We start from the raw sequence: 14,375 nt of genomic DNA on the forward strand, positions 1-14,375 counted from the left end.
AAAAGAGTAGCTAGTGTCCCTCATACAAAGATAGCAAGAGCCTTGAGGCAGCTTGCTATCTCTTCTATTTCACTTTCTTTTTTACTTTCTTTTTTACTTTCTTTTTTACTTTCTTTTTTACTTTCTTTTTTACTTTCTCTTTTACTTTCTACTTCACTGTGCCAGCAGCCGAAACTTAGTGCTGCCTGGCTCTGCTCACTAGAGGTGCTTTACCCGGCGTTTAACTTCTTCCTGCTTACCATAGTTGAAGGGTCTGGCATCCGGGCTGCCCAGGTAGCCACACACTCTGCGGGTTACAGACACCCGGCTCGGCTCATGGTTGCCACACTTAGGACAGGTAAAGCCCTTGCTGGTACAGCTGAACTCGCCGGTGAAGCCACAGTCGTAGCACTCGTCAATCGGCGTGTTGGTACCATAGTAAGGCACCCGGCTGTAACTATAGTCCCACACATCTTCCAGCGCCTCGATATTGTGCTGCATGTTAGGGTATTCACCGTAGCAGATGAAGCCGCCACTGGTGAGCGCCGGATAAGGCTGCTCGAAATCCAACTTATCGTAGGGATTCACCTTCTTCTCCACATCCAGGTGGAAGCTGTTGGTGTAGTAGCCGCGATCCGTTACGCCGTCGATCACCCCAAAGGCCTCGGTATCTAGCTTGCAGAAGCGGCTACACAGGTTCTCGCTCGGTGTGCTGTAGAGGCTGAAGCCATAGCCCGACTCCTCGCGCCAACGCACGGTCGCCGCCTTGAGGTGCTCGATAATGGCAAGCGCCTTGGCGCGCAGGGCCTCGCTGTCATACACATGGGTCTCATTGCCGTAGAGGGCATTGATGGTCTCATGCAGGCCGATATAACCCAGGGAGATAGAAGCGCGGCCATTCTTAAAGATGCCGCTGATCTCATCATCCGCGCGCAGACGCACGCCACAGGCGCCTTCCATATAAAGAATTGGTGCCACCCTCGCCTTCACGCCTTGTAGACGCTCGATGCGCGTGTCCAGGGCGCGGCGGGCCACGGCCAGACGTTCATCAAGCAGCTGATAGAAGCGGGTCTCGTCGCCCTTAGCCTCGATTGCGATTCGCGGCAGGTTCAGGCTGACCACGCCAAGGTTATTACGCCCTTCGTGCACCAGCTCGCCCTCCTCCTCGTAGGTGCCGAGGAAGCTGCGACACCCCATAGGCGTCTTAAAGGAGCCAGTGACCTTTTCCACCTGCTCATAGTTGAGGATATCGGGGTACATGCGCATCGACGCACACTTGAGCGCCATCTGCTTAATATCATAGTTGCAGTCACCCGCCTTGTGGTTGATGCCATCGCGAATGGCGAAGACCAACTTAGGGAAGACCGCCGTCTTACGGTTCTTACCCAGGCCCGTCATGCGCACCTTCATCATGGATGACTGAATGAGGCGCGACTCCCAGGAGGTACCCAGGCCGAAGCCGAAGGTGACGAAAGGCGTCTGGCCGTTGGCGGTATGCAGAGTGTTGACCTCATACTCCAGCGACTGGAAGGCGTCGTGACACTCTTTCTCTGTCTGCGCCGTGGCAAAAGCCTTGGCATCTGTGATCCCCCAGGTCAGCGCGACCTGATAGTGTTTGTCATAGCTCTTGGCGACGAAAGGCGCGAGCACCTCGTCGATACGGTTGATAGTGGTGCCGCCATAGATATGGCTGGCCACCTGAGCGATGATCTGCGCCGTAACCGCAGTCGCAGTCGAGATAGACTTAGGGGTCTCGATCTCGGCGTTGCCCATCTTGAAACCATGGGTCAACATGTCGGCCAGATCGATCAACATACAGTTAAACATGGGGAAGAAAGGCGCATAGTCGAGATCGTGATAATGGATCTCACCCGACTCATGGGCCGCCACCACATCCTTAGGCAGAATATGGCGTGTGGCATAGTGTTTGGCCACAATGCCCGCCAGCAGATCACGCTGGGTCGGGATCACCTTGGAATCTTTGTTGGCGTTCTCGTTCAGCAGCGCCGCGTTACTCTGCTCGACCAAGCCACGGATCTCGCGGTTGAGACGGCTGCTCAACTCTCGATGGATATCCCTGTCGTGGCGATACTCGATATAGACCCTGGCGAGTTGCTTATAGGGGCCTTCCATCAACTGGTTTTCGACCGCATCTTGCAGGTCGTGAATATCCACCTGCTCGAGTTCGGCCACCGACTGGCGTACTTGTAGGGCCACCTCGGTGGCATAGGCAACATCATCAATACCTGCCGAACTTGCTGCAGCAACCACTGCATCTCGAATCCTTGTTTCGTCAAAAGGCGTGCGGTAACCATCCCGCTTAATAACCACTGGCATTGTTCAATATCTCCTCAAGTAACGGCCAAATTAACACCATATATAGTGTTAATATAGACGATGAACACAATATGTAGCGCATTAAGCTACAAGTTAGGCTCAAGTACCTTGATCCAGATCATTAATTTGCGGATGGAATTTTGTGACACAAGATTACTGCCAACTGGGCCACTTATCGTTAAAACTTGCCTTGACCCAGTCGGCAAAGGGAGCTAGATGCGGGATAAAAATGGGACAAGCTGTGAATAAATTACGTAATTCGTTTAGATAGTGCCAGATAACGCTGTATTTGCCCGGAAGCCTGTTGCGAACTTCCCGATGCGGCGGCCAATTGCATGGTGGATTTAAGCCCCTGCCACATCTCCTTGTCTCTGCTCGTCAGACCGTTATCGCCCTGTACAAACACCGACAGCTGGGCCGATACCCGCGCCGCCTTCTGGCTCAGTCCCTGACTGTCGAGGCTGTCCATCTGCTTGAGCACAGACTCGGCGTCATCGAGCATGGCAATCATCACGCTATCAGGTTTACTCTCCTTGAGCTGCTCGCGCTGGCTGGCGATAAAGTCGAGCAGCGACGGCTGCGAGCCATCACCCCTTGGGATCTCAAAGCCCGCCTGGCTCAGGCGATTAAGCTGATTTTCCGACAAGATGCCGTCCTGATACAGACGCTGAATTAACTTGGGAATATCGCCGATGCCAAATTGCCCTTTGGAAAAGAAGTCTTTGGCCATCGCCTCTATCTTCTGCGCCCGCTCCGCCCTTGGCGAGAGAAATACCGCCTCTTGGGGGATATCTGGTCCTGTCGTTTGCACCTTGGATCTTTGATTTGACAGGGTCACCTTGTCACTGGCCGATGAGCCGTCGACATCGCGTGCGCCATTTCCATGTGTATCAGGGCCATGTGCTTCTTGGCCGTGTGTTTCTAGGCCATAACTGTTAGCGATCAGATTGGCTTGTGAACCATTAATGGCCTGGCTGATTGAATTCATTGTCAATTTTTCGACTACTGCAGAGAACTATTCCTGCAAGCAGCAAAAACCAGGCCAAAGCTCCTAGCCACAGCTCCTAAAGAGACAAGCCTTAAGGAATGTTAGCCGTTTATTTAAACAACTCCTGTTTATAAGGACTGACGCCTAAGGGCTAACAACTATGCACTCACGCCTAAAGACTATTACTTAGACTATTACTCAGGCTATCAGTGACGCTCCAGCTCATCGATACGGGCGCGGATGATATGAGCCACCTGCCTCACCGCCTCTTGCCCCGCCTCGATCGCCTCGCCCGCGCGGTGGAACTCCATGGTACCAATCTCCATCACATTAGGGGTGATCAGGATATCCGGCGGATCTCCCATCAGGCGCACCCGCTTGTGGCGCTGCTCCAGGATATCCATCGACTGGGACATCACAGCCAACATGCCTGGCTCACTGCGATTGCCAAGGGAAAACTTATCGGTCAAGCCGCTGACATAATCCCGTCCCCGGGCCAGGAGATCCATGAAGCCGCTCTCCAGCTCCTTCTCGGCTTTCACCTGCTCTGCTTGGCTCGCCTTCATATCGGAAGAGATGGCCACGGGCAGCTGCTGATGGCGTGTCTTCCTGTGAGCGTTAAGATCCACGGCAATCACCAGGTCAACCCCCATGGCACGGCTCACCGATACGGGAACCGGGTTAACCACGGCGCCATCCACCAGCCAGCGCTCGCCGACTCGCGCCGGCGGCAAGATCCCCGGCATAGAACAGGAGGCACGCACCGCATGACGCAGGCTACCCTGCTTAAACCAGATCTCCTGGCCGGTATAAAGATCGGTCGCCACCGCGGCAAAGGGCATCTGCATCTGCTCGATATCCAGGTTGCCGATATGCTGCTGCATCACGTCGAACACCTTCTCACCGCCAATCAGCCCCCCCTTGCGCCAGCTCAGATCCATCAGGCCCAACACATCCCAGCTGGAAAAGCTGGTCACCCAAGCCTCTAGATCGTTAAGGTTATCTTGCGCATAGGCGGCGCCCACCACGGCGCCGATAGAACAGCCGGCCACCTTGTTGGGGAAGACTCCCATGTTCGCCAGCTCGTTTAGCACCCCTATGTGGGCCCATCCCTTCGCCGCACCACTGCCCAGTGCAATGCCGATATTCGCCATCTTCTCTGTTTCTCTCCCCGGGACGCGAGCCGCTTGAGCAGCTGCGTCTTATTGTCTTTAGTTTTCATCATAAGCCAAACCATGACGCCGCACAGCCCATAGCGGTAAAAATTAATCTACGCGCTGAGCCTTAGCATTGACTGGCGACGAGCCAGCGCGCAAGTCATGGCTGAATCGCTCACGGCGATGTATAATGCGCCCCTATCTATATTTCGGAGCACAGCATTGCAATTTTCAGATTTTTCACTCGATAAACGTCTACTGACCAGCCTTGAACACATGGGCATCGACACGCCGACCGAGATCCAAACGCAATCGATACCCGTAGGCTTATCGGGAAGAGATCTTATGGCATCGTCTAAGACGGGCTCGGGCAAGACCCTGGCCTTCCTGTTGCCAGCAATGCAGCGCGTCATCGCCACCAAGGCGCTAAGCAAGCGCGATCCCAGGGTATTGATCCTGCTACCGACCCGAGAGCTGGCCACCCAGGTCTACAGTCAGCTGCGCCTACTGGTCGCCAACACCCAATACAAGGCGATCAAGATCCTCGGCGGGGAGAACTTTAACGATCAGGCCAAGGCCCTGGCCAGAGACCCTCATTTCGTGGTGGCAACCCCGGGCCGTCTGGCAGATCACTTGGCCCAACGTCACCTGTTCCTCAACGGACTAGAGCTGCTTATCCTGGATGAGGCCGACCGCATGCTGGACCTTGGCTTCGCCGAACAGCTCAGGGCCATCAACCAGGCCGCCGATCACAAGCGTCGCCAGACCCTGATGTTCTCGGCAACCTTAGATCACGGCCAGATCAACGAGATTGCCGCCGAGCTACTCAAGGAGCCGGAGCATGTGGCCATAGGCGCCTCCCATGTGGAGAACCAGGATATCGCCCAGAAGATCTACCTGTGCGACAACCTGAGCCACAAGGAGCAGCTGCTCACCCGCCTGCTACAGCTTGAGCCCCACAAGCAGGTGATCATCTTCACCGCCACCCGTGGCGATACCGACCGCTTGGCTGGCGTGCTGGCCGAACAGGGCTTTAGCACCAGCTCCCTCAGCGGCGAGCTGAAACAGGCGGCGCGTAACCAGATCATGGACCAGTTCAGCCGCGGTCAGCAGCAGATATTGGTCACCACAGACGTCGCCTCCCGCGGCTTGGATCTACTTAACGTATCCTTGGTGATCAACTTCGACATGCCAAAGTTTGCCGAAGAGTATATTCACCGTATCGGTCGTACCGGCCGCGCCGGCGCCAAGGGCGATGCTATCTCCCTGGTCGGGCCGAAAGACTGGGTCAACTTCAAGCAGGTACAAAACTTCCTGCGTAAAAGCTTTGAGTTCAGCGAGCTGGAGGAGTTGGCGCCTAAGTTTAAGGGGCTAAAAGACAAGCCGAGCCAGGAGAAGCGCCTGGGTAAGCAGCAGGCGAAACCTAAGACCAAGAAGGCTAAGGCTGCCAGCAGCGACAAGCCGAAGAAGCAGCGGGATAAGCGCTTCATCACAGGCGTAGATGTAGGCGATGCGCCAATGCTTAGAAAGCCCAAGGCGAAACTGCAGGATACCCCTGAAGATTAACGCCTGGCCCCGAGCCTAAAACCTATGATTTGCGGTCACATAGCGGGCACTTAGCGGTCACTTAGTATTCACTGAGGGCCGCTTTTTATTACCCGTTTTATCTGTCGTCTATCTGCTCTCTATCTGTTCTGCAACATCCGATGCCAATCCTGTCGGGCGGTTATCTATGGCACATGCCACCAACTTTAAATCAAGCGGCAGACGATAGCGGCGATTTTCACCTAACAACTAGTGCTCAATTGGGCCAATTAAGGTTACAATAGCCGCCATTGATTTTTTTATATTAGGGTTATCATGAGAGTTTGTGGCGTTGAGTTAAAAGGTGGCGAAGCCATCATCTGTTTGTTGAGCTATGAGGGTGAGACCTTTAACATCCCAGATTGCCGTTCTCGCTCACTGACCATCTCTAATTCGGCCAGCACTGAGTCGATCAAAGAGTTCCACTTCGCCTTCAGCAAGCTGATGCAAGACTACAAGGTCGATCAGGTCGCCATCATAGAGCGCGAGCAGAAAGGCAAACTGGCGGGCAGCGCCACCAGCTTCAAGATGGAAACAGCGATTCAGCTTTGCGGCCTGCCTGTGCAGCTGATCTCACCGGTCAACATCAAGGAGCAGCTCAAGCGCAATCCACCTATGGTGGATTTCGAAGGACTGGATCTCAAGCGTTTCCAAAAGAGCGCCTTCGAGGTCGCCTACTGCTACCAAAACAAGTGCATCTTCGCCAAGAAAGATTAAGCCTGTTGCCGGGCGCATCCCGCCCGGCATTATCTAATCGCTTCACCTCAGCCGTCATCCACTAGGCTTTCGCTTATGTCATCACTGCCCTATCTGCAAGGCTATCGGCCCGAGCTTATCAGCCAGGTCAACGAACTGATCGAGACTAATCGACTGAGAAGTGTCCTCGAACGCCGCTATCCAAATAGTCACACGATCCGCAGCGACAAGGCCCTGTATGACTACACCATGGCGCTGAAGAATCGCTATCTTAAGAAGTCTTCGCCCCTGAGTAAGGTGATATTTGACGATAAGATCACCCTCAAGAAGCAGGCCCTGGGATTGCACAGCTATGTCGCCAAGAATCACGGCGGCAAGACCAAGTCGAAGAATGAGATCCGCATCGCCGCGCGCCTCAAGGAGGTGCCCGAGCCCCTGTTGCGTATGGTGGTGGTACATGAGCTGGCGCATCTTAAAGAGAAGGATCACAACAAGGCCTTCTATCAGCTCTGCTGCCATATGCAGGGCGACTACCATCAGCTGGAGTTTGACCTGCGGCTATGGCTCACCATGCTGGATCTCGAGGCCCAAGAGAAAGCCTAACCATAAAAAACGCCACATCATGTGGCGTTTTTCTCTTCGATAAGCAGTTAAATCAATCGGTATTAATTAGCTTTTTAGCTCTGGCCCATCATCATCTGGCGCACCTTGACCAGCTGAGCAAACTCGCCCATCTGCTTCTTCGACAGCTTGCTCGCCATAGGGATATCCGCCTTCATAGGATCCACGGGGCGGCCATTGATATGAAACTCATAGTGCAGATGTGGCCCTGTGATACGGCCCGTCTTACCCGACAGGGCGATCACCTGGCCTCGAGACACCCTCTGTCCCTTGTGCACCAAGGCCTTAGAGAGATGCAGATAACGGGTACGGTACTTGTTGCCGTGGTCGATCACCACATATTTACCCGCATATCTATGGTCGGTCACCAAAGAGACTATGCCATCGCCAGGGGCTACCACCTTAGTGCCAATCGGCGTGGCGAAATCTGTGCCGTTATGGGGCGCGGTGCGACCCGTAACCGGATGGTGACGATGGCGATTAAAGCGTGAGCTGACACGGTAGTTCTTCTGTAGCGGCACACGCTGGAAGGCCCTTGCCAGGCTGCGGCCCTGATCGTCATAGAAGTTGCCGTCGCTATTTTGGTAGGCGTTGATCGTGCTGCGGCCACGTTCTATGGTGATGGCGAGAATATCGCTATTGCCCGTCACCTCACCATCGATATATTGATCGCTCTTAAGCACAGAGAATCGGTCGCCCGCGCGCAGATCCCGGGCAAAATTCAACTTCTCTTTCAGCAGGGTCTCGATGCGCTGGATCTCGCCGGCATTCAGGCCGATACGCTGAGCCGACAGATAGAAAGAGCCCTGGATCTCACCGCTTAAAGCCCTGTCCTGCCAGATCCCCTCGATATTGATCTCATCGACACTGAATCCCCCCTCCTCGTAACGGCTAAACACCACCTGACGCGCCGCATTGAAGTAGAGTTCGAGTTTCTCCAGCTGACCCGAGTCATCGAGCCAAAAACGTATGATGTTGCCGGGTTTGAGAGTATCGAGGGCCAGGATATTCAGATCCGCCTCCAACACCTTGTACATGGTCTGCTGATCCACATTGGCCTCGACAAACAGGCCACTGAGGGTATCGCCGGATACTATGGTCTTAACAAAATCGGCATGAGACAGGGTTTCGACCGCTTCGTCGCCCAGGTGCAGGTTAGTCACCAGAGACTCAATATCCAGCGCCACCGGAATGCGTTGTGGCAGGGCCTGTTTCTGGCTTGGCCAGAGCAGCGCCGCGCCCACGACCAGCCCGGCCGCCAATAAGATCTTCTTGTGGGGCGAGGGTAACGCCATGATACGGGATTGAGACATGCTCAAAAAAGAAATTTTACCTGCGCGCAACCTGTGCCTCATCTTTCATTATTATGCTTATCATTAGAGCCCAAAACCCCATAAAACATGGGGTCGATGCCAAGTTATATCAAAAATAACGGCATTTACAAACCGATCGACAACACAATTTAATGGAATAAACAGAGGTTTTTGGCGACCAAACAGACAAAAAAACTAAAAAGGTGCTGAAAATCCCACTGATATCAGCACCCTTTTAATCTAGCTTAAGGTAAAACTAATTTAATCTCGCTACCCTCGGCACTCTTAAGGATATCGATGCGGCTAGCGATCTGCTCTTTCATCTCGGTCACGTGGGAGATCACCCCCACCATGCGACCGGCCGATTGCAGATCCATCAAGGTTCTGATGGCAAGCTCGAGAGAGTCCTGATCCAGGCTACCGAAGCCCTCGTCGATAAACAGGGTATCGAGCTTAATGCCGCCAGCATAGGCCTGCACCACATCCGACAGCCCAAGGGCCATAGACAGGGCCGCCATAAAGCTTTCGCCGCCACTCAGGGTCGCCACTGAACGCACCTTGGCGGTGTAAGCATCTTCCACCTCCAGCTCAAGGCCAGAGGCCTTGTTACCCTTGGCCCTCTCCTCCTTGCGCAGCAAGCGATAGCGCCCCTTACTCATCAGCTGCAATCTGTGGCTGGCTTCCAGCAAGACATCGTCCAGCAATACGCTCAGCACGAAACGTTGCAGGCTTATCTTGTTACCCGTGTTGCCATTGGCCACATCGGCCAGGGTGCCGACCACGGCGTATTGCTGCTCGAGAGCGCCGGCCTTAAGATCCAGCGCCTTGAGCTGCTCCTGGGTTTGACTTAGCTGAGCCGCCCTGGCGCTCACCTTTTGCCACTGAGCCAAGGCCTGCTGCATCACCTGCTCGGCGTCCATTTTTTGCTGCTCGAGTGCACTCATATCCGGCGCCTCACAATCGGCTAAGGTCTCTTGGAGCTGAGACAGGTTGGCCTGATGAGTGATAAGCGCCTGCTCGAACGCCTTGATCTGATTGGACAACTCGGCCTGCTCGGCCTCGGTCAGGCAGGCCTGCTCGAAGGCGGCAACACTTTCAAATTCCGAAGTCGCTAGCGCCTGTTGGAAACTCAGGGTCTCCTGCTCCGCAAGAGCATTCACCTCACCAATACGGCGGCTCGCCGCCTCCAGCGAGGCCTTGGCCGCCGCATTATCCTGCTCCGCCTTGGCATGGGCCGCCCTCACCGCCTGCTGGCGCGACTTAAGCTCATCGATAGTCTTGGTAAGATCGGCAATGGCCGTGCTGAGCGTGGCTAGGTCGCTAAAGCCCTGGGGAATAGCCGCTCTTATCTGCTGATACTGCCCCTTGTCGCTGGCCAGCTGCTCGGCCAGTTTACCGTAGTGGGCACGCGCTTCATCCAGCGCGGTTTGTAGCTCTCGTCCCTGGTGCTCGCTTATCTCAAGCTGAGTCTCTAACTGGGCAAGTGATTGCTGCGCCGCCTTGGCCCGCTCTAACCCGTCGCTAAGCGCTGCGAGTCGCGCCTGATGCTCATCAAACGACAAGCCTGCCGCCTCGCCAAGCTCCTCTTGTAGCTGAGATGCGCTTAGCTGCAGGTTCGACAGAGATTGCTGGAGCAGCTTATACTCGCTTCTGGCCTGATGCAGCAGATTGAGCGCGTCGCTCTCTAGCTGCTTGGCCTGGGCCAGCGCCTCGTCGCTCGGCAGGTCAAATTCGCCCATGGCAGGCTCTGGGTGTTCCAGGCTGCCGCAGACGGGGCAAGGCTCGCCCGGTGATAACTCTGCCGCCAGGCGCGCCGCCTGACCGCGATGCCAGCTAAGCTCCAGACGCTTATGGGCATCGATCGCCTGCTTGTGCTTTTCGGCAAGCTCACTGCCTGCTCTCTTAGCCGCCAATAACTTCTGCTCGAGGGCCGCGATCTCCAGCCCCTGCTGCTGCCAGCGCTCAAACACCTTGAGCTGGGCGCGGCCGTCGCTCAGGGATTGTTGCAACGCGAGCTGCGGCTCGGCGTCACGTTTAAGGGTCTCGCGGCGACTCACCATCTCCTGGCGGGCCTGGTTAAGCTCGTCTAACTGTTTGGCGCTCTGCTTACCACTCGTCTCGGCTGCCTGCATCTTGGCCTGACCATCGGCGAGTCGCTCACTCAATTGATTGAGCTGTTCAAGCTGAGGCGCTAGCGCCTCAAGCTGGGTCAGGCGCTGCTGCTGGCTCAGTTGCTCTTGCTCGAGCGCGCCCAGCTGCTCGAAGGCCTGCTGGCTCTGATTCAATGCCTGCTCGGCGCTTGCTTGCATCTGCTGACACTCACCTAAGTGCTGGCTTGCCGAGCGCTGCTCGCCGAGGCGCGACTGCATCGCCCGGTAAAGGGGGCTCAGGCTATTGGCTCGACCGGCCGCCTGCAGTCTCTGTTGCCACAAAATCGCCTCCACCTGGCGGGCCTTAAGCCCCTCGCCCTCGCTTTGCAGCGCCTGCAGGCGATTGAAATCACTCTGCAGCTTGAGGCCCTTGTCCAGATTCTGGTTGGCCGTCAGCAGTGCCTGCTCGGCTTGCTGCTTGTGCGCTTGGGCAAGTTCCAGCTCGGGGGCGATGAGCGCCTGCTCCTCGATAAGTGCCTGATCACTTGCTAACTCGGCGCCCTCCAGAATGCCGCCGCGGCGATTGCGCATCGCCTCGACGTCGCGGCGAATTCCGGCCGCCTGCTGCTTGAGGCGCTCCTCGATACGGCGATAGATATGGGTCTGAAACAGCTGGCTGAAGATCTTCTCCCTGGCCTTAGAGTCGGCCATCAAGAGCTCGCGAAACTTGCCCTGGGGCAGCACCATTACCTGGCGGAACTGATCCACATCCAGGCCGGTCAGCTGCTCTATCTGCGCGGTTGCATCAGACACCTTGGCCGCCACCAGCAATGTCTCGCTGCCATCCGTGTCGACGCGAGACAGCTGGGCCTCGCTCTTTTGCAGCGTCACCCCATCACCACTCTTCTTGGCCCTTGGCTGCTCGGGCACGCGGCGAATAAGATAACGCGTGCTGCCCAGCTCAAACTCGAAGCTGACCTGAGTCAGCCTCTGCTCATCGGCCATGTCGCAGCGCATCTGGGTGCCTTCGCGCTCATCCCCCGTGGTCTTGCCATAGAGGGCGAAACAGATGGCATCGAGAATCGTCGTCTTACCCGCCCCCGTGGGGCCGTTGATTAGAAACAGCGGGTTACTGCCCAGGGCGGCAAAATCTATGATCTGCTCGTCGGCGAAGGGGCCGAAGGCGGTCATGGTCAGTCGCAGTGGTCTCATTGCGCCGCCTCCCCTTTGTGCAGCTCATCCAGTGTCTGGGTGATCAGCTCAAGCTGCGCCTCGTTAAGTGGATCGCCGGAGACCTGAGTGAAGAAATCTTTGAACATCTCGAGCTCACCCTTCTTGATGTGATCCGAGGCGATGGCCAGCTGCTGGTTATTGGCCATCAGGCCGGTGCGCTCAAGATGCAGCACATTGGGATAGACGCTTCTGAGCTTACCCATGGCGTCTAAGATGGCGTGTTTATCCAGTAGTCGCACCATCAGATAATCCTCTCGGCCGGGATCTTTTACCCCTTGCTGCAACAAGTCATCGAGCGCGCCCTCTATGATGCGCACATCGCGAAGCGGGCTGAGCGGCAGCAGTGTCATGACAGCCTGGCTGTCTGCCGTGAGCTCCACCAGGGTTACCGATTTATTCTGATGCTGCTCGCTAAAGGAGTATTTGAGGATGGAGCCAGAGTAGCGCACCTGCTCCGCCCCCTTGTATTGCGGGCCATGGAGATGGCCCAGGGCCGTATAGTCGAAGGGCACGAAATGCTTAGGCGAGATCTTGTCTGCGCCACCGATACTCAGCGGTCGCTCCGAGTCCGATTCGCTGCCGCCGTCAAGGAAACAGTGGCCTATCACCACCTTAGGCAATCCCTGACTGTCATGATCCTGCACCTGCTTGAGCAGCTCGACCATCGCCTCCTCATGGCTGCTGGCCTCGCATTCCAGTTTCTGTCTGACGGTGGCGGGCTCGGCATAGGGCAGCGGATAGAAGATGGCATCACCGCTGCCTGAGCTTAATCTTATGGGGCTCACCTTGGGCGCCAAGGGGCCTATGATGTGCAGGCCGCTGGCTTGCATCTGGCGCGCGGCAAACCCCAGCCGCTCATGGCCGTCATGGTTACCGGCGATCATGATGACGTCGATCCCAAGGGCGATGAATTGGTTGAGCACCTCATCGAGCAGGGCCACAGCGTTGGCTGGCGGTACGGATCTATCATAGATATCACCGGCGACAATCAAGGCATCGACCTCATGGGTCTTAGCCAGGGAGACTATCTGATCGAGCACATGACGCTGATCGTCCAGCAGGCTCTGATTGTGCAGCTGACGGCCGATATGCCAGTCTGAGGTATGGATAAATTTCATCTTTTCTCGTTTAAAAATGAGGAGGATAGGAAGAGAAGCTCTGCAGGCTATAGTAAGAAATGTCACCCCATTAGGCAATGCGCCGCCCAAGGCTTTGTAAAAGCGGCTGAGCAGCTGCTCAGTATTAGGCCAAAACCTGCCCAGCCATAAACTCTTGGCCAGCGTTTTATTTCTTCTAAATAAAAAAGGCCCACCTTACCGGGTGGGCCTTCTCTATTTAACAAGCTTGTACGCGCGAGCTATTTATCCGGCATCAATGCCAGCACGGCGTCGATATCATCAGCGCTGTGACGCTCGGCCAGTTGCTCCCAGGGCTCGCCCCAGGTGCGATTGACTATGCGACCGCGCTTCACCGCGTCCCGCGCGGCGATCTGCTCGGCCCAGCGCTTGAGATGCACATAGCTGTCGACGTCGAGGAACTCAGCGGCGTCATAGGCATGACCCAGCACCAGATTGCCATACCAGGGCCAGATCGCCATGTCGGCGATGGAGTAGTTGTCCCCGGCGATATAAGTGTTCTCTGCGAGCTGCTTGTCCAGCAGATCCAGCTGACGCTTTACCTCCATGGAGAACCGATTGATGGGATACTCAAACTTTTCCGGTGCATAGGCGTAGAAATGGCCGAAGCCGCCGCCGAGGTAGGGCGCCGCACCCTGCAGCCAGAAGAGCCAGTTGAGTACCTGAGTGCGCTCATGACCAGTCGCTGGCAGGAAATGGCCAAACTTCTCAGCTAGGTGAAACAAGATTGCGCCAGACTCGAACACGTTAACTTCAGTATCGCCCGTCTTATCCAGCAAGGCGGGGATCTTAGAGTTGGGGTTGACCGCCACGAAGCCGCTGGAGAACTGCTCGCCCTCCCCTATCTGAATAAGATGCGCGTCATACTCGGCATCCGCGCCGAGGGCGAGTAGCTCCTCAAGCATGATGGTGACCTTCTGGCCATTGGGTGTCGCCAGGGAATAGAGCTGCAAGCCATGCTCGCCCTGGGGCAGTTTGGCCTCATGACGGGCGCCCGCCGTGGGGCGATTGATGCTGGCCCAGGTACCGCCATTTTCGCTGTCCATGGTCCACACTTTCGGGGGAATATAGGTTTCAGACATATTGCTTCCTTTATCTTATTAGTTGGTGTCGCGATCGCGTCGCAATAATTTCGAAATAGTTTTCGCAATAGTCTCGCGATAGCTTCGCGCCATGCCCGCTGGGGACATACTCTGTCCTGGAGTGATCTCGGGGCGTATGCTGACAATTTAAACCCTTGG

10 protein-coding genes are annotated in these 14,375 nt (G+C 55.8%); 3 read left to right on the plus strand and 7 right to left on the minus strand.

Annotation, left to right across the window (positions count from 1 at the left end):
* Positions 1–198 precede the first annotated feature (198 nt).
* The 3 genes from nrdD to rssA form a co-directional block, all read right to left on the minus strand.
* The gene (gene nrdD / locus K0I31_RS12770; protein WP_220078631.1) at positions 199–2,316 is read right to left on the minus strand and encodes an anaerobic ribonucleoside-triphosphate reductase; all 2,118 of its coding nucleotides are present in this window, start codon (positions 2,314–2,316) and stop codon (positions 199–201) included.
* Positions 2,317–2,566: 250 nt separating this feature from the next.
* A complete protein-coding gene (locus K0I31_RS12775) occupies positions 2,567–3,304 on the minus strand; it encodes a hypothetical protein (RefSeq protein WP_258406493.1) in 738 nt (245 codons plus the stop codon).
* Positions 3,305–3,510: 206 nt separating this feature from the next.
* Positions 3,511–4,458, minus strand: a complete 948-nt coding sequence (rssA, locus tag K0I31_RS12780; RefSeq protein ID WP_220078633.1) for a patatin-like phospholipase RssA — start codon at positions 4,456–4,458, stop codon at positions 3,511–3,513.
* Between the two features lie 225 nt (positions 4,459–4,683).
* Here rssA and K0I31_RS12785 point away from each other — a divergent pair, with 225 nt between their 5' ends.
* The 3 genes from K0I31_RS12785 (at position 4,684) to K0I31_RS12795 (ending at position 7,344) form a co-directional block, all read left to right on the plus strand.
* Complete coding sequence (locus K0I31_RS12785; RefSeq protein WP_220078634.1) at positions 4,684–6,027, plus strand: DEAD/DEAH box helicase; 1,344 nt, start codon at positions 4,684–4,686, stop codon at positions 6,025–6,027.
* Positions 6,028–6,321: 294 nt separating this feature from the next.
* The gene (locus K0I31_RS12790) at positions 6,322–6,762 is read left to right on the plus strand and encodes a DUF3010 family protein (RefSeq protein ID WP_220078635.1); all 441 of its coding nucleotides are present in this window, start codon (positions 6,322–6,324) and stop codon (positions 6,760–6,762) included.
* Positions 6,763–6,837: 75 nt separating this feature from the next.
* Entirely contained in the window at positions 6,838–7,344 is a 507-nt protein-coding gene (locus tag K0I31_RS12795; RefSeq protein WP_220078636.1) for a M48 metallopeptidase family protein, read from the plus strand.
* 74 nt (positions 7,345–7,418) lie between these two features.
* On the opposite strand, the gene K0I31_RS12800 is transcribed toward K0I31_RS12795, so the two are convergent.
* The 4 genes from K0I31_RS12800 to yghU all read right to left on the minus strand — a co-directional run bounded on the left by K0I31_RS12800 (position 7,419) and on the right by yghU (position 14,216).
* Complete coding sequence (locus tag K0I31_RS12800; RefSeq protein ID WP_258406650.1) at positions 7,419–8,675, minus strand: peptidoglycan DD-metalloendopeptidase family protein; 1,257 nt, start codon at positions 8,673–8,675, stop codon at positions 7,419–7,421.
* Between the two features lie 245 nt (positions 8,676–8,920).
* A complete protein-coding gene (locus K0I31_RS12805) occupies positions 8,921–11,977 on the minus strand; it encodes an AAA family ATPase (protein WP_220078638.1) in 3,057 nt (1,018 codons plus the stop codon).
* Positions 11,974–13,116 carry an exonuclease SbcCD subunit D gene (locus tag K0I31_RS12810; RefSeq protein ID WP_220078639.1) on the minus strand — a complete coding sequence of 381 codons (1,143 nt, stop codon included), beginning with the start codon at positions 13,114–13,116 and terminating at the stop codon, positions 11,974–11,976. The genes K0I31_RS12805 and K0I31_RS12810 overlap by 4 nt, the downstream gene beginning before the upstream one ends.
* Before the next feature lie 239 nt (positions 13,117–13,355).
* Positions 13,356–14,216, minus strand: a complete 861-nt coding sequence (gene yghU, locus K0I31_RS12815; RefSeq protein WP_220078640.1) for a glutathione-dependent disulfide-bond oxidoreductase — start codon at positions 14,214–14,216, stop codon at positions 13,356–13,358.
* Positions 14,217–14,375: the final 159 nt, after the last annotated feature.

Origin of the sequence: Shewanella spartinae, assembly GCF_019457555.1 — a bacterium.
Lineage (GTDB): Bacteria > Pseudomonadota > Gammaproteobacteria > Enterobacterales > Shewanellaceae > Shewanella > Shewanella loihica.